The organism is Candidatus Laterigemmans baculatus, from assembly GCF_010367455.1.
GTDB classification, from domain to species: Bacteria; Planctomycetota; Planctomycetia; order Pirellulales; family Pirellulaceae; genus Laterigemmans; species Laterigemmans baculatus.
Genome location: NZ_WRPR01000050.1, coordinates 26493 through 43689 on the forward strand (window position 1 = coordinate 26493; position 17197 = coordinate 43689).

The 17197-nt window shown below is 58.1% G+C and carries 9 protein-coding genes, 1 tRNA gene and 1 pseudogene; 10 read left to right on the forward strand and 1 reads right to left on the reverse strand.

The features are described from left to right. The first annotated feature begins 65 nt into the window (after positions 1–65). From GNK13_RS11105 to GNK13_RS11115, 3 genes are all read left to right on the forward strand, one after another. Positions 66–1253: a hypothetical protein gene (locus tag GNK13_RS11105; RefSeq protein ID WP_164102592.1), complete on the forward strand. Its 1188-nt coding sequence runs from the start codon at positions 66–68 to the stop codon at positions 1251–1253. Between the two features lie 324 nt (positions 1254–1577). Continuing rightward, a complete protein-coding gene (gene nadA / locus GNK13_RS11110; RefSeq protein ID WP_235935054.1) occupies positions 1578–2708 on the forward strand; it encodes a quinolinate synthase NadA in 1131 nt (376 codons plus the stop codon). 198 nt (positions 2709–2906) lie between these two features. Next, positions 2907–2980, forward strand: a tRNA-His gene (locus tag GNK13_RS11115). Positions 2981–3015: 35 nt separating this feature from the next. Here the strand turns inward: GNK13_RS11115 and GNK13_RS21910 are convergent. Continuing rightward, a complete protein-coding gene (locus tag GNK13_RS21910) occupies positions 3016–3147 on the reverse strand; it encodes a hypothetical protein (RefSeq protein ID WP_261345409.1) in 132 nt (43 codons plus the stop codon). A 1240-nt stretch (positions 3148–4387) separates the two neighbouring features. Between GNK13_RS21910 and GNK13_RS11120 the strand changes: the two genes are divergently transcribed. From GNK13_RS11120 to GNK13_RS11150, 7 genes and pseudogenes are all read left to right on the forward strand, one after another. After that, positions 4388–11329: an RHS repeat-associated core domain-containing protein gene (locus GNK13_RS11120; RefSeq protein ID WP_164102594.1), complete on the forward strand. Its 6942-nt coding sequence runs from the start codon at positions 4388–4390 to the stop codon at positions 11327–11329. A 466-nt stretch (positions 11330–11795) separates the two neighbouring features. Continuing rightward, positions 11796–12148, forward strand: a pseudogene (locus GNK13_RS11125) (integrase core domain-containing protein); the annotation flags it as partial. Between the two features lie 704 nt (positions 12149–12852). Next, complete coding sequence (locus tag GNK13_RS11130) at positions 12853–13095, forward strand: ribbon-helix-helix domain-containing protein (protein ID WP_164102576.1); 243 nt, start codon at positions 12853–12855, stop codon at positions 13093–13095. Then, positions 13095–13379 (forward strand): type II toxin-antitoxin system RelE/ParE family toxin, encoded by a 285-nt coding sequence (locus GNK13_RS11135; RefSeq protein WP_164102596.1) that lies wholly within the window; start codon positions 13095–13097, stop codon positions 13377–13379. The genes GNK13_RS11130 and GNK13_RS11135 overlap by 1 nt, the downstream gene beginning before the upstream one ends. A gap of 782 nt (positions 13380–14161) precedes the next feature. Continuing rightward, on the forward strand, positions 14162–15043 hold the full coding sequence (locus GNK13_RS11140) for a hypothetical protein (RefSeq protein WP_164102597.1): 882 nt from the start codon (positions 14162–14164) through the stop codon (positions 15041–15043). 155 nt (positions 15044–15198) lie between these two features. After that, positions 15199–15891, forward strand: a complete 693-nt coding sequence (locus tag GNK13_RS11145; RefSeq protein WP_203545355.1) for a hypothetical protein — start codon at positions 15199–15201, stop codon at positions 15889–15891. Positions 15892–16141: 250 nt separating this feature from the next. Continuing rightward, positions 16142–16465 carry a hypothetical protein gene (locus GNK13_RS11150; RefSeq protein WP_164102599.1) on the forward strand — a complete coding sequence of 108 codons (324 nt, stop codon included), beginning with the start codon at positions 16142–16144 and terminating at the stop codon, positions 16463–16465. Positions 16466–17197: the final 732 nt, after the last annotated feature.

A 17197-nucleotide genomic window follows, 5' to 3' on the forward strand; every position in this document is an offset into this window, starting at 1 on the left:
CTCAGACACAGTCGCCTGCGGCTTGCCGTTAAACGACGACGCGGTTCGCGTGAGGGAGATCCTCCATGCAGCCAGCGAACTCGAGTAGCACCTCGTCCGCCGCCGATTCCCCGTCGCCCCGCCCCCTCGCTGGCGACGGTTGGCGAGTGGTGCCCAACGGCTCCGACGCAAGCAGCCTCGTCTGCGCCCCCTGGTACGCGGTCGTCTCGTCGCGGCTCGGCCGAGTGGTGGAAAAGCGGCGGCGGTGGTTCGCGCTGCTCGAGCGCTCCGTGCAGCGAGCGATCGCCGACCGCGCGGCGCTGCTGGTCGTTGCCGGAACGGCTCCGGAACCGTGGGTCGTGCGAGCGACCGAGCTGTTTCGCGTGCCGCTCGTCCGCGTCGAAGTCGCCGATCCGCGAGCCCGCGACCGAGTGCTCGTCGAGCTCGCCGACCGCCTGTTCGTCCTTCGTGCCCGCCGCGGCGGCCAAATCGAACGGCTGGTCACCGAGCGGATCGCCGCCGAGAAACGCTTCGAGCAAGCCGCTCCCGCCGTCTACGTGGCAATCCATGACGACCCGGACGATTGCGGGGCTTCGCTGGTCGACCGGGGCGCGGTCGGCTGGTGGATCGCTGAGCCGGCTCCAGCGCAGGCGGCTGCTTCCTGGCCCAAAACGGGGACCGAGGAGCTGCTCACGCTCCGCAGCGCAGCTGCCCAGCACGACGCTTGGCTCGTGCACTGCACTCGTGGCCACTGCGGGCGATGGCCGTGGCAGAGCGAAACGCAGTGGCGGGACGAAGTTCTGCTCGGCGGGGAAGGGGCCCAGCCGCTGAGCCCTCTGGAAGTGCTCGAGCGGATCCTTCGCGAGGGTCGACTGCGGGGTTCTGCCGCGGTCACCTCGACCGGGCCAGTCGTCTGTTTCTCCGCAGTCCCGCTCGCCGAGCTACTCGCCCGCCGCACTTACCGTCCCCATCTGGGCCGCTGGGACTACGAGCCGTTTGGGATCGCCATCCGCCGCTCGCGGCTCGAGGCACTCGGCGGCCGGCCAGTCGTCTATGGCTCGACGCTGGCCGACGCGGGACTCGCCGAGGACGAGCGATGGCGATTTCAGGCAACCGGCCGGACATTCGATTGGCGGCGGGAGCAGGAATGGCGAGTCGCCGGGAGCCTCGACCTCGACCAGCTCCACGAGTCCGACGCGTTCGTGTTCGTCGACGACGCAGCGGCGGCTCGCCGCGTCGCCCCGCAGAGCCGCTGGCCGCTCGTGCTCGTTTAACAGCAATACCGTTCGTTTTTCATCTCATCAGCCGCAGGGCGCTAGCCCCCGGTTTCTTCAAACCCCATCAAAAACCGAACGCTAGCGCGTTGCGGCTGATCCTGCGACAATCAGAAAAACGAACGGGATTGCGTTTAACGGCAAGTCGCAGGCGACTGTGTTTCAGCTCAGCTTCGGCTGGCCGGCATACGACTCTGGCACGAGCCTTCCGTGAGGCGAAGCTGCAGCAATTGGGCGTGGCCGGTATTGCCTGCTCTGGCGTATAATTCCTCGCGAAGATTCCGTGGCACCGAAAACTTTTTGGGGAATGGCGAATTGAGCGTCGTGACGCAATCCGAGGGACTTCATCCGCTGAAGCCTTACAAGTCACTCGAGAACGAAGTCCTGCAGGCGCGGATTGAAGCGGTGCGTCGGGAATTTGGAGACCGGCTGCTGATCCTCGGCCACCACTACCAGCAGGACGAAGTGATTGCCCACTGCGACCTTCGCGGCGACAGCTACCAGCTGAGCCAGATGGCGGCCGAGAGCGAAAGCTGTGAAGCGATCGTGTTCTGCGGCGTGCACTTCATGGCCGAGACGGCCGACCTGCTCGCCAATCGCCCCGACAAAATGGCAGCCCGCAACGGCGTCCGCGTCCCAGTGGTCCTTCCCGACATGGCGGCTGGTTGCTCGATGGCCGACATGGCGGCGATCAACCAAGTGGAAGCGGCGTGGGAAGACATGGGCGAAGTGATCGACACTTCCGAAGTCATTCCGGTCACCTACATTAACAGCGCGGCCAGCCTCAAAGCGTTCTGTGGTCGCCACGGTGGGATCGTCTGCACCAGCAGCAACGCCGCGGCGGTCCTCGAGTGGGCGTTTGAGCGTGGGCGGCGAGTCTTCTTCTTTCCCGACCAGCACCTCGGCCGCAACACGGCCCTGAAAATGGGGATCGGCGTCGACCAGATGCCGGTCTGGGATCCCTACCAGCTGGAGCTCGGCGGGAATACCGAAGCGTTTTTGCAGAACAGCAAAGTGATCCTCTGGAAAGGGCACTGCAGCGTTCACCAGATGTTCCGCCCCGAACATGTCGCCCAGTTCCGCCAGCAGCACCCGGGAATCAAGATCCTGGTCCATCCGGAATGTCCCCGCGAAGTCAACGACTTGGCGGATGTCTCGGGCAGTACCGGCAAGATCATCAAAACGGTCGAGGAAAGCCCGCCGGGAACGAAATGGGCGATCGGCACCGAGCTGCACCTGGTCAACCGCCTCAAGCAGGAGCATCCCGAGCAGGAGATTCACTTCCTCAGCCCGGTCGTCTGCATGTGCGCGACGATGTACCGCATCGACCTGGCCCACCTCTGCTGGAGCCTCGAAAACCTCCGCGACGGCCACCCGGTGAACGTCATCGAAGTCGAGCCCGAAGTCACCAAGTGGGCGCTGATCGCTCTCGAGCGGATGCTGGCAGTCCGCTAGCCGCGGCCAAAAAACCGCCCTCCCCATCACCCACCCCCCGGGAGGGTCGGGCTCTAAGGCCCGGGGAGGGCCAGCAGAGTTCAGTCGTCTCCAGAGGCGGCTCACCAGGGCTCGGCCGCAGGCGACGGCGACGGAAATCGCCCCCGATCAGCCGTTGACCCAAAGCGTCTGCGACACTAAATTCTGCCTCTAGACACGGTGGGTGTAGCTCAGTTGGTTAGAGCGTCGGATTGTGATTCCGAAAGTCGAGGGTTCGAGTCCCTTCACCCACCCTTCTTCTCAGCCTCTCCCCGGTCGCAGCATCGCTTCAGCGACCTTCTCGGGGGCACGCCTCGACGCGGTCGAGTCGCGTCAGCATTAATTGCTCGCTGAACTCCCGCGGCAGATGCTGCCGGATGGTTTGCAGAATCGCCCGGGAGCGGATCGCGAAGCGGGGCATGGCCATTCCGTACGGCTTGCTGCGGATCAGCTCACGAAGCGACGGCCGCTACTCAGCCGCAAACACCCGCCGCTTGATCAACCGAAACCTGCCATGACACACGCGCCGCAGCCACGACCGTAAGCGGAGCACGGCGAAGAGCGGGAACAACCACCAATGACACGAATTAAACGAATGGTGGCCACGGAAGGACACGAAAAAGCACGGAAAGGGAAGGACCGCGGATAGCACGGAGAACGCGGATGACGGGGAATCTAGAAGCCAAACATCCGTGTTATCCGAGTGATCTGCGGTTTAAATCCCCACCCTTCCTTCATGCGAGGAGAGGGAAGGGACCGCGGATAGCACGGAGAACGCGAATGAAGGGGAAATCTAGAAGCCAAACATCTGTGCTATCCGAGTGATCTGCGGTTCAACTCTCCACCCTTCCTTCATGCGCGGAGAGGGAAGGACCGCGGATAGCACGGAGAACGCGGATGAGGGGGAAATCTAGAAGCCAAACATCTGTGTTATCCGAGCTATCTGCGGTTCAATTCCCCACCGTTCCTTCGTGCACGGAGGGGAAGGACCGCAGATAGCACGGAGAACGCGGATGACGGTGAAATCTAGAAGCCAAACATCCGTGTTATCCGAGTGACCTGCCGTTCAGCTCCACACCACTCCTTCGTGCACTTCGTGCCCCCCGTGGCTCACCGCCTTTTGGAATCCCTCAGGCGGTTAAGGGCGCGTCGACTTCGTTAGAGCCAGAGATTTTAAGACCAAGAAGCTTTTCCACAAGAAAACACAGCACGATCCGAGAATCGAGGTGCGCCCCCTCTTCCCCGCCCCTCTTACATGGGGCAACAACTCAGCGCCGAATTCGGCACCAAAAATAGCTCCTCAGTGCCTACGGCACTCCGGCAGCAACCACCCCCTCCTGCCCATCCCCCCAGCCTTCGCCCATAGCGAACTCTCGGCGAACTGGAACTTCTGGTGTTTTTCCACATACCATCTAAGGGGGCGCCGCCGCCGACCTGATATCATTTCCGCAATTTCCTCGCGTATTTAAAGCCTTGACAACCTCGCCCTCGCCGCCGTCCCACGACTACTTCAAAGTTAATTTATCCTCTCGCAAATTTTCTCGATCAGTCGCTTGCTAGGGCAGCACCGAGCCGCTACACAGGGGGGGAGCGAATCTTCTGCATTGCGCTCCTGCGCTGATCCGTCGCCAGCGGAACATGCCCTCCTGGAAGGACCTAAAATGGAATTTCGGCGTTTTCTCAACTCTGCGTTTTCTAGCAAAGCCTCCCGGAACTCCACCCGCGGTCGCGCCCGCAAAAACCGGAGGCTGTCACGGATTGAAATGCTTGAGAAAAGAGAGCTTCTCGCTGTCGCAGCTGAAATCTCCTACCAAGGCACGCCGGTTCGCGATTTCGGGAATTTCCTGTTTCTCGAAGCGGATGATCTGCAGCAGGACCAACTGGGCTACTACGTCGAAGTCGCTTTTAAGAACACCAGCACGGCTGGAGAAGACTTCGCTGAACTGGACTTTTTCGGTGGAAACTTTTGGGACCCACTCTACATTGATGGAATCTCCCACAGTACAGCAGGGGGAGATACGGCATTCGGCCTCTCGGACGGAAACTCGGTCCCTGTAAAGCTCTACGTCACGCCGGGCGCCGGTCTCTGGATCGGCGAATTCCACATGGGCGGCAATACGCAAGCAGGGGGAACCGGAGCATCTGCGGGTGATTTCTTCTATGCTGAGATCGCCTACCCCGGCGCGGAGATTGAACTTTTCGACGGCGCAACCGAAGTGCCAGACAACACCGGTAGCGTAGAATTTTCTCCGACCACCGTCGGTAGCCCGGTGCAAAAAACCTTTCGTGTAGACAATACAGACACCCATACGGACCTCGTCTTAGGCAACATCAGCCTTCCCGCTGGGTTCTCAATGGTGAGCGAGCCCGAATTATACACGGTTCCGCCAGGAGAGAGCGTCTCGTTCACGGTTCAATTGGACGCCACAAGTCTTGGCGAGTATTCGGGAGAAATCTCTTTTGCCACGAACGATGGCGACCAGTACTGGTACTACGGCGATCCGTATCATGACCCCAACGATGTCGAAGATATCTACAATTTCTCAGTTTCCGGCCAGGTGCAATACGAGGCGGATTTCAACGACACCACACTGTCGTATCAAGTTGGGATGACCGAGCAAATCCCCTTTGCTTCCTGTGGATGCGACTATACCATCCACCTAGAGCAAACGGGGAAGATCGTGCTTTCTTATGAAGTCGAAATCGATCCGTCGACGGTTGGCAGCGACTCCCTCACTTTGAGTGGAACGTTCGGCAACGAGACATTCACAGCAACGAAATCATTCACACGAACTTCGGCCGACACGGAACCTACGATTGTTCGCTTCGCATTTGACTTCGACAGGAGCGATTTTACTGAGAATCATGCGGCCTACTCGGCTACGCTCACCAGCCAAGCCTATGGCAGCCCGGCTCTCTATCGCATGCAGGGCGGGCCTAAGTCTGCATCTGGACACGTTTATTTCGGTGACGACAAAGTAAGCGTCAGCCCGATCCCACGACTGGAGGTCAGTGGGGATGGTGCCATGTACTCATCTGGAAGCGACGTGTTCTACTACCCCGCCGATGGTGCCGGAGGGTACGACGATGCCCCTGGTGCATTCTCGCAGCTCTCGCCCTCTGCAGGAGGTTACGAGCTAGTGGACAGGAACAACAGCACCTATGTTTTCGACAGCGACGGATATGTGCTGACGGTCACGGATTCAAAGGGGCGAACCACGACCTATAGCTATGTCACGGTCAATAACGAGAAGCTTATCTCCGAGATCGAAGGTCCGTTTCTTACGACGACCTTCACGTACTCTGGCGACAAACTCGTCCAAGCGTCGAACTTGATCGGCGACTGGGTGAGTCTTGGCTACTCGGCAGGCCTGCTATCGACGGCAACCCAAAAAGATCCCGACGGCGCGGGACCGTTGCCAGCACATGTCACCAGCTACGCGTACGACGCCTATGGCAGGCTGAAGACCAAGACGGCCACCGGAGGTCTCGTCACAACCTACACGTATGACTCGACCGGTCGCCTTGCTTCGGTCGACGCCCCAGACGGATCAACGGTCAGCTACACGTCGCCCCAGCAAGCGGCAATTTCCGGTGGGGCCGCGATAGAAACCGTAACAGACGAGCAGGGGATTTCCAGGCAGTACGGATACGACAGCTTTGGAAACGTCGTTCGTGAAATCGACGCGATTGGAAATATTACCTCGCATTACCGGGATTCCAATGGCTCGTTGCTGAAGACGATCCTGCCCGACCCTGATGGAGAAGGTCCGCTCGAAGCTCCAGTGTATGAATACACATACGACACCCGCGGAAACAGGCTCACCGAGACGCTTCCCGACGACTCGGTACGGGAGTGGGAGTACCACACGACCTGGAACAAGCCCATCCGCTACACCGATGCCAACGGCCAGGCCACGCTCTACGGATACGATCCGGTAAGCGAACTCGTCCTCAGTGAAACCCGCGTTGTCGGACAGCCTGACGATGAATTCAACCTGGAAACTGACGACTTGACCATTGTTTACAGCTACACCGCGGCTCCAACGCTCGCCACAGAGCCACCTCAGGGAATGCTCTCTTCCGTCACGGATGCTGGCGGCGCTGTCACTGAATATGAATATGACGCGCAAGGCCGACGCACCAAAACCATTTATGCGGTCGGCACCGCGGACGAGGCGTTTACCGCGAGCGCGTACGATGCACACGGGAACGTGCTTAGCCGAACGGACGAGTTGGGCAACGTCACCACCTACACCTATGACGATCTCAATCGCCAGACGTCAATCACCACGCCTGATCCCGATGATGCTGGACCACTAACCGCGACAGTCACAACATTCACGTACAACGATCAGGGCCAGCAAGAAAGTGAAACCGTTGGCGGCCGAACAACCTCCTTTGCGTACGACGCAAATGGTCGGCTCGAGTCGGTAACCGATCCGGATCCCGATGGTACTGGACCGCTACTAGCTCCCGTTACCAGCTACACGTACGACACTTCCGGTAACCTGCTGACGGTTACAGACCCGCTCGGGAATGTCACTACTAATTCGTACACGGACGGATTGCTGACTTCCGTAACGCGGCCCGATCCAGATGGCTCCGGACCACTTACTGCCCCCGTAACGTCTTACACTTATGACGACATGGGGCGCGTGCTGACTGAAACTGATCCGTTGGGCCGAGTAACCAGCTATGCCTACGACGGTCAAGGCCGCGAAGTCTCAGTTACTCTTCCGGACCCCGACGGCACGGGCCCACTTCAGGCACTCAGCAGTTCCACGGCCTATGACGAGTTTGGGCGGATTGCGAGCCAGACCGCATTCGACGGCACCACGGTCACCTTTACCTATGATTCGGAAGGAAACAAGGTCGCCGAGACGACCGCACTCGGCGTCACGACCTTCCAGTACGATGAACAGAATCGCGTCGTACGCGAGGAGACACCTGATCCAGATGGCGCCGGGCCCCTTGTCTCGCTGGTGACCACCTATACGTACGCAGCTTCGGGCAACCTACTGACGGTCACTACTCCGAAAGGAACGACCAGCTACACATATGACGATAGGGGCCGTCGCACGAGCGTCACACTCCCCGACCCGGACGGCTCCGGGCCGCAAACAGCTCCCGTAGAGAGCACGACCTACGACGACGCGGGGAATGTGCTCACCGAAACGAACCCCCTCGGAGGCGTAACCAGCTACGTCTATGATGCGCTCGGGCAACTGACGCAAGTCGTGTCCCCCGATCCTGACGGAAATGGTCCTTTGTCTGCGCCCGTCACCAGCTATGCGTATGACGCCGTTGGAAACCTGCTGGCCACCACCGATCCTAATGGAGGCGTCACCAGCTATGAGCACGACGCATTGGGCCGAAAAATTAAGGAGACCCTTCCTGATCCGGACGGCTCAGGCCCCCTCTCCGCGCCCGAAATATCCTATAGCTACGATGCAGCTGGGCGACTTACTCAGGTCACTGACGAGCTCGGAAACGTCACGCTCTACGAGTTCGACAATCTCGGCCGGCGACTGTCAATCGTGGAGCCGGACCCTGATGGCGCAGGGCCGGACCTATCGCCCGTGACCACCCATACATATGACGCCGCTGGCCAACTGCTCAGCACGACTGGTCCGCTGGGGGGAACGACCGACTATACCTATGACGCCATGGGACGGCTACTTTCCGAGACCTTGCCAGATCCCGATGGAACGGGGCCGCTTGCGTCACCAGTCACGTCTTACGCCTATGATGGCAGCGGTCGCCTAGCTAGCGTGGTGGATGCAGAGACGCAAACGGTCAGTTACGAGTACGACGCCACGGGCCAGATCGAGTCGGTCACCGACCCCACGGGCGTCACGCAGTATTCCTACGATGCGTTAGGCCGCACCACTCTCGTAGTGTCGCCAGATCCCGACGGCTCCGGGCCACTCGCATCCCCCACCGTCACCTACGATTACGACGCCGCTGGAGATCTCGTAGCGGTGTCAACCGATGATGGCGTCACTTCCTACGAGTACGACAATCTGGGGCGGGTCGTAAAGATCACGCAGCCGGACCCGGACGCAGACTATGGCGCAACCCAAGGAATAAGTGGCCAAAATGGACCTCTCGTATCCTCGTGGATTGTCTACACCTATGACGCGCAGGGACAAGTCATAGCCGAAACCAACCGACTCGGCCACACGACTGGCTACACGTACGACAACCTAGGGCGTCTTGTCAAAAAGACTGATGCTGAACAAGGCGAAACGTCTTTCACCTACGATGCCGTCGGCAACCGACTTACCTTAACCGACCCAGTACTCAACACGACCACCTGGACCTATGACTCATTGAACCGAGTCATAAGCGAAACGAATGAACTCAACGACACCCGGTCATTCAAGTACGACTCCGCAAGCAATCTCATTGAGAAAACCGACCGAAACGGCCGCGTCACGGTATACGAATACGACAATCTACACCGGCGCACCGCCGAAAAGTGGATGGATGGCGTGGCGGTGATACGCACACTGTCGTACACGTACGACGCCGCTTCACAACTCACCTCAGCAACCGATCCAGCGGCAACTTACACATTCACCTATGATGCACTCGGACGCAACACGAGCACGGTTCACGACCTCATTACTCTCGGTTTTGATGTCGTTATCGACGAAGCCTATGACGCTCTGAACCGCCGCATTAGCCTCGCCGCTGAAATCAATGGTACTGCGGACTTGGCGAATACCTACCACTACGACTACATGAACCGCATGACACGAGTCACGCAAGGCTCACAATCGGGTGGGAACGCGGTCGCGGAGAAGCGTGTAGACTACACTTACAGCACCGACGAAGTCATGCAGTACTCAGCCGTAACTCGCTACGCCGACTTAGCTGGCACGCAGCTAGTCGCAACCAGCACCTACGGCTATGACGCGGCCGATCGTTTGACCAGCCTCACGCACACTGGCCCCAGCAGCGCTACGCTAGCCGGCTATTCCTGGGGCTACGATGAGGCTGACCGGTTGACCGAGTTTCTTGTGGCGGGCTACTCCGACGAGAACGTCACCTACACCTACGACGACACTGATCAACTTGCCACGGCGGATCGCGATGGCACATCGAACGACGAGTCCTACACGTACGACGCGAACGGCAATCGTACCGGCAGCTACACAGCAGGCAGCAACAACCAACTCCTCTCCGACGGCACGTACAATTACACCTACGACGACGAGGGCAACCGACTCACAAAAACGAATATTGCAAACGGCGACTCGGTCGAATACCGGTGGGACTATCGCAACCGGCTCACAGGGATAACGTCAAGAGACTCGTTAGGAGCAATCACCCACGAGGTCGAGTACACCTATGACGCCTTCAACCGACGGATCGCGAAAGAAATAGACGAGGACGGTACGGGCCCTGGAGTCGCGAAGGAGGCGGTCTACATCTACGACGGCCTGCGGGAAGAACGCGGCAATGCAGGAGATCATATTTTACTCGCCCTTAACGAAGCCGATGCCCTCACAGACCGCTATCTGTATGGCGCTGCAGTCGATGAAGTTTTGGCAAGCGAGGAAGTAGCGTCCACTTTGGCGGCGGGCGATGTCCTTTGGCCGCTCGCAGACAACCTCAGAACGGTCCGCGACATAGCTGAACACGAAAACAGCACTGGATCCACTCTCATTGCGAGTCACATCGCGTACGATGCCTTCGGAAGCATAGCATCAGAATCTAATCTGTCCGTCGATTTTCCGTTTGCCTTCACAGGCCGTGAGCGAGATACGGAAAGTAGCCTGCAGTACAACAGAGACCGCTACTACGATCCAGTGGTCGGGCGATGGGCGAGTCAGGATCCAATTGGATTTGAGGCGGGAGACGCGAATCTGTACCGGTACGGCAGTAATGGACCATCGATGTCGACCGATCCTAGCGGGAGAATCGAAGTGCAGATCGTTGGCGACCGATTCACCTCGCCAAATCCTGACCGACAAAGAAATGGAATTTACGGTTCTGTATGGATGCGACCTGAGCCAGACGAGATGGCTAAAATTGCGCTGGCTGGTGGTGGATACTTCATTGTCGAGGATTACGTTCGAATCGCCTGCCGAGCATGCGGCCAAGATACTGATCTGTCAGGGTCCAGTCGATCGCGTAGGCTTTATGAAATCCAGGTGATCCCTGGCCTGGACGAAGTCCCCGTTTATCCCTCTAACGACCGCGGCAACCAAGGTTGGCAGTACCACCAGATGTTTAACGCGGCTTATGCGTCAGGCGCCGAGTACGAGGGGAAGGTATCGGTTACGACGGTGATCCTTCTCTATGCCAGCCCTCCGTCAGAAAAGGTCCGCAAGCAATTCCTCCCTCCATACGAAGGTGGCATCAAAGGAGACTACCCGGGGCACCAACCTGATGAAATTGGGACAGTCACCGATCGTCCTGTGAGAGGCGACACTGAGCTAATCGGGCGACGCACGGTGCGGTATGAGATTACATTTGGATGCAACGGGGGACTCACGCCCGGGATATTTTCGACAACGGACGACCTGACGGGAGAGACTGTCTCTCCGATTCCTAGTGGACCAAACCGACCGCCGCAGGATCTACGATGAGCAAACGAGCGACATGTAGGCTATCTCTTCGGCAGTTACTGTTCGTCGTCGGGATTGCTGCCGTTTTCTTCGCTTATAACCGTACCCAAAGATTCAGCCAAGCTATTGAAGCGATTGCGCAACACGGAGGATGGACTTGCTACAGTGAAGACTGGGTCGCAATTAGCTTCGCCCCGTGGAGACCCACAGGCGTGCCAGAGGATGCCAGTTGCGTCCAGGCTGAGCCCGGTTCCTTGCCGGATATAGATGCTTTGCTCCCGGACCTTACGCGACTTTGTTACGAGCGCGACATCGTTCGTGTCGAATTTGCAGATGAACTGCTCGCAAAAGACGTCATTGAGAAGTACAACTTGCAGAGCCCGCCTCACATTGAGTCGAATCTCGTCATCAGACGACCCGGATGGGCAATTATGGAGCTGCGCTGCGTTTCACGTACGAACCGACAGGGAGGACGGAAAGCCATCGCCGGAGCATCACCAGTGGAAACGCAATAGGACTTTTCGCGATGCCCGGCTGTCGAGAGGCTCCACTAGGGCAACAGCCTAGATTCACCTCCACGGCGATCGAGGACGGACTAGCCCTGATCGGTGTGGAGGTGCTATACATCGAGCCAGGCTCTCCCTCGCAGAACTGCCAGTGCGAAAGATTCGGCAGCCGCTTCCAAGACGGCACCTGGACCAATCGGAGCGCACGGGGCTGGAGGAAGAACGTGTCAAGGCCCGGGCCTGGCGAGAGGACTTCAATGACCGTCGGCCCCACAGCTCGCTGGGCCACCTGACCCCCTCGGAGTTTCTGCGTCGCTGTGCAGCTTCCGCTACACGGTTCTCTCTCGCATTGGCGTGGAAGCTAATCCGCCGAGAATAGTCCTTGGCGAGCACCAGCTGATTTCGGGCGAACTCTTGGACTACTTTCAGTCGCATTTCGGGCGTGTCCGGTGGAACGCAAAGAAACGGGAGGGATATCCTGGCGAAATACCGTCTTAGCGTTTGCTGTCATACCGCGACACCCGGCAATTCAGGGAGATTTTACGCGAGAGCTTGCGACAGCCGATTCAGGCCGATAAGCTGGTTTTCTTCGGGAAAACGCGACGTTTTCGGGTCGGCCGGGAGAGATTGTGATTCCGAAAGTCGAGGGTTCGAGTCCCTTCATCCACCCTTCTTCTCAACCTCTCCCCGGTCGCAGCATTGCTTCAGCGACCTTCTCGGAGGTACGCCTCGACGCGGTCGAGTAGCTTCAGCACCCATTGCTCGCTGCACTCCGGCGACAATTCAGTTGCCATCAGCGGAATCCTTGAGAGATGCACCCTGGTGGCCATCTGGCGCGTCGCCCACCGCGGTACGTCCTTCGACACTGAGAACTTCGCCGTACCCTCCGCTCGGCCGGCCGAGACTCGCTCACTGGCCCCTCTACCTAACCACGCACCTCACGAGCGGGTGTATCATGGATGTTCACTAAGCTCGGCCCTAGTGCAGTCAGCAGGCAGCCAGAGAACCGGTTCCGAAAGACGTTGAGGAGTGTTATCCATGGAGATCCACTTGCCGCCGGATCAAAGGGCGATCGTCGAGCATCTAGTCGCGTCAGGACGCTTCCGGTCGGCTGACGAAGCTTTGGCCGAGGGCGTGCGGCTACTGGCGTCGGCGGAGAAACTGCGTGAGGAGGTTGAAGTCGGGATTCAGCAGGCGGACCGGGGAGAACTTGTCGATCATGATACCGTTTTCGCACGATTGAGAACGCTGGCGGACGCGGGCATGCCGCGCAACCCTTGATGCCCAAGCCGTTCTATACCTCGGCAGCAATCCGCGACCTGGAAGAGATCCTCGCATTCATCGCGCAGGACAAACCGAATGCCGCCACCGAATGGGTGGAGAAAATTGAAGCTAAGTGTCTGCTGATTGCGTCGTCCCCAGAAATCGGCGAAGCAATGCCGAGACTTGGTGCGGGCGTTCGAGCGAACAGCATCGGTCGCTACATAATCTTCCACCGCTTCGTAAGCAACCGCCTGGAAATCCTCCGAGTGCTGCCGGGCGAACGGAACATCACCAGTCTCTAGGGCAGAGGCCGACGCATCTCTTTTCCACGAGAAGACGCAGTTCGACCCTGGAATCGAAGTACGTCCCCTCCCCCCCGGCCCTGGCTTCTTCAGCTTAGGGCCCTTTGTGCGAGTACCCTTCGCTCGCCGTACGATTCTCCTATGACCGGGCGGCCATTCGATGCTACATGAAACTGCACAATGTACCCGCGCATGGAATTCGATAGCCCTTCTTTGGCTCGTCGCATTTTGTGGCTGCGAGAGTCTCGCCGGAAATTACTCCGTGCGGATTGTCGTTCCGACGGGGTTTAGCGGCACGATTCGGCTTGTTTTCGACGAATCAGGCAAACCCCGTGTCTGTGATAAAAACACGCTCGTTTTTCGGGTTCCAAAGTCTGGCATGCTGGTAACGCGGGGAGAGAATCCCTTCCTAGAATGGCGTTCTGACTTACAGGTAGTTACCACTACCGGCGACTCGATTTCCTGGGAGCCCGTGATTGGGGAAGATGACGAAGTGCGATTCAGAACTGTGGGTGGCACGAACGATGGAACAGAATTCTGGGCAGTGGTTGGAACGCTCGAGGACCTGAAGGAGGCAAGACGCGAACTTCTCCGTGTAATGGCGGAGGAAGGCAGCGGGAGGGACCGCCGTCAGTGACATAGGCAGCTTACTGATCGGCTCAATCTCCGACGAGCTCGTCGAGCGGACTCCGGTCCCCGAACTACGGATATCCGGACACACGTGTTCGCTTCAATCCAATATCAGCAATGCGATCAGACTCCATGAACAAAGGGCGGCGGTAATGCCTACGACTCCACGTGGCAAGATCCACCACGACCAAAGTGGTCAACTCGTAAACAACATCTTTTTTCGGATCTGGACGGGACCCTTTTTTGAAGACGATTACGAACTGCCCGGGGTCATTGTGAGAGGCGTGCCGTCCGGACACCCAACCGAGGTCAGTCCCTACGAAGATCGCTCAACCGACCTGTCTTCGCGACGATGCCCGCATCATCCAGATTTCGTGGACATTCGTCGCTACGAGTACATTCACTGTTTGATATGCAACTTCGGAAGGGACGACGGCGACGCTTTCGGACACCACGACTTCGAATTCATTCACGCTGGTCGCCGGCTTCAAGAAGCACTCCTGGGGGCCGGACTCAACGGAACTCGATTCGCCGAGACGCATGTAGAGCTAGACGGCCCGGGACCGTCGCATTTAAAGGAAATACGCACCCTCTGCTTCGATGGTCGCGATATGCGTCGCCCTTTCGCTGTCGACCCACCCGAAGCGAATCGCTGCTTTCATTGTGGATTTTCTCCAATCGTCTGCCCCACTTGCCCGTCGTTCGAGTCTTTCTGCCCGAGTTGTAGCAAGGCGGCCTGGGGCGGCAACCTGCTCAGCAAAGATCCGAGAACAGTGGATACTACACTTCAATCCGGATTTGATGACAATGGACTCGGATCCGTGCTGGACTTCGACTACTGGGACGGAAACGATTTTGTAGGCCAACCATTGGGTAGCTGCATCGTCACGGGACGCGTCGTGGATTTACTGCTCGACCTCAACGTGACCAACATTGCCCTCCAGCCGCGCCGCTGCCACGTTGGCGGCCGCCAATCTGCCGAATATGCGCACCTGCGAAGTGTTTTGTACCAGGAGAACCTACAACATCCTTAGAGACGATTTCCCGACCATTGCTTGATGGAACGACCAGCTGCAGCAAAAGCGAGTTTACAGTGCGACAGGCCTTGCGGAAGCGACAAATCAGCATCAGATACCTTCTTGTCGCGACGCTTCTTTGCGCCGTGGTTGCCTGGTGGGTCCAGAACGCCTTGAAGCAGGCTCGCGCTATTCACGGACTCAGAAAGGCCGGTGCCGCCATCGGCCACTCCCGGGACGTCCGTGGTAAACAGATGTTCCGGATATTGGAGTATGTCGTTCCGGACGACTTACTGTATGACATTTCGAGCATCTCCATCCGTGGGGATAGCTTTATGGCCAATGCTGACCAGTTTTCAAGAATCCTCCCTAAGATTGGCGGATACCATAGGCTGGTCATCAAGGATATTCCTGTCGACCGGCAACTGCTGCGGCACATCGCGACCGAGCGTTCGCTAGAGCAATTGTGGATCATCGGCGCCGACCTTACGGATGAGGATCTCGTCTCACTGGGAGGCCTCAAGTGCCTGGAGTCGCTAAACTTGTCACGCAACCCGTTGCGCAATCTGGCGCCACTCGAATTAGGCAGCTTGCCGGTTCTTCAGGAATTGCAACTCGATTCCACGCGAGTGACGGGTGGTGACCTTGACTTCATTGCAGGATCGAGCGTCGACTATTTGTCCGTAAGGAACACTCGCGTGACCTTTGAAACGTTCGGTGCGATGCGGAGGCCTAATTCGCTGAAGACACTTTTTGTTGACGACGACTTTGCGACACCAGCGACCATTCGTAGCATCGAGTCCGCAAGCGATATTAACGTGATTTTGCCGTCTGGACCGTTCGAGATTGTTCCCTTCACCCCTTGAGCACGTGTCCCACCAAGGGGATGAGCGTGTTACCTGATCTGGACGTAAAAAGAACGTAAAAACGTGACGCACCTCTTTCTCTGGAAAAGACGGATTTTGGAATTGAGGTGCGTCCCCTCTTTCCCTGTTTTTCCCGGAAGATCACTGCCACCGAAGCGAGAGGAATGAGGGCATGAGGGAAAATCCCACGCGACGCCGCTCGCTTGTCTTTCCTTCCCTACCAGCAGCGGTTTTGACGGGGCTGATCGTAATGCCCCTGTACATTCTGGGGGCAAACGCAATTCTGAAAGGATTTGCCGCGCACATGGAATTGCGGCTCACGCTTTCCCTGCTGTGGGGCATCGTTGGATTTATCGCACCGGTCCTGTACTCGACGGTGGACGTCGCCTACCTGAGGAGGAGCCATCGCCTGTCCTGGGCGGTGATGTTCCGGCCCTACACTGCTCCCGATGCGGGTAGCAGTTCCAATAATCTCCGTGGCTTCTACATTCCGACGTGGCAACGCTTGGCAGCACTATTTGCATCCGCGGTCGTGTCGACGCTCGTCATGCGGTCGATCGGAGTCAATTTCTGAAGCGGTCCACCGCAGGCGGAGCGTGGTGAGGAGCGGGAACAACCACGAATGACACGGATTAAACGAATGGTGGCCACGGAAGGACACGAAAAAGCGCGGAGAGGGAAGGACCGCGGATAGCACGGTGAACGCGGATGACGGGGAAATCTAGAAGCCAAACATCCGTGTTATCCGAGCTATCTGCGGTTCAACTCCCCACCGTTTCTTCGTGCGCGGAGAGGGAAGGACCGCGGATAGCACGGATAACGCAGATGAAGAGGAAATCTAATAGCAAAACATCCGTGTTATCCGAGTGATCTGCGGCTCAACTCCCCACCCTTCCTTCGTGCGCGGAGCGGAAGGACCGCGGATAGCACGGATAACGCAGATGAAGAGGAAATCTAAAAGCAAAACATCCGTGTTATCCGAGCTATCTGCGGTTCAACTCCCCACCCTTCCTTCGTGCGCGGAGAGGGGAAGGACCGCAGATAGCACGGAGAACGCAGATGAAGAGGAAATCTAATAGCAAAACATCCGTGTTATCCGAGCTATCTGCGGTTCAATTCCCCACCCTTCCTTCAAGCGCGGAGAGAGGAGGGACCGCGGATAGCAGGGAGAACGCGGATGAAGGGGAAATCTAGAAGCCAAACATCCGTGTTATCCGAGCTATCTGCGGTTCAATTCCCCACCCTTCCTTCATGCGCGGAGAGGGAAGGACCGCGGATAGCACGGAGAACGCGGATGAGGGGGAAA

What these genes read in the sequence shown, in the direction of transcription:
- GNK13_RS11105 (WP_164102592.1), top strand. Translation starts at nt 66, where the DNA reads ATGCAGCCAGCGAACTCGAGTAGCACCTCGTCCGCCGCCGATTCCCCG.
- GNK13_RS21910 (WP_261345409.1), bottom strand. Translation starts at nt 3,147, where the DNA reads ATGCCCCGCTTCGCGATCCGCTCCCGGGCGATTCTGCAAACCATCCGG.
- GNK13_RS11120 (WP_164102594.1), top strand. Translation starts at nt 4,388, where the DNA reads ATGGAATTTCGGCGTTTTCTCAACTCTGCGTTTTCTAGCAAAGCCTCC.
- GNK13_RS11130 (WP_164102576.1), top strand. Translation starts at nt 12,853, where the DNA reads ATGGAGATCCACTTGCCGCCGGATCAAAGGGCGATCGTCGAGCATCTA.
- GNK13_RS11135 (WP_164102596.1), top strand. Translation starts at nt 13,095, where the DNA reads ATGCCCAAGCCGTTCTATACCTCGGCAGCAATCCGCGACCTGGAAGAG.
- GNK13_RS11140 (WP_164102597.1), top strand. Translation starts at nt 14,162, where the DNA reads ATGCCTACGACTCCACGTGGCAAGATCCACCACGACCAAAGTGGTCAA.
- GNK13_RS11150 (WP_164102599.1), top strand. Translation starts at nt 16,142, where the DNA reads ATGCCCCTGTACATTCTGGGGGCAAACGCAATTCTGAAAGGATTTGCC.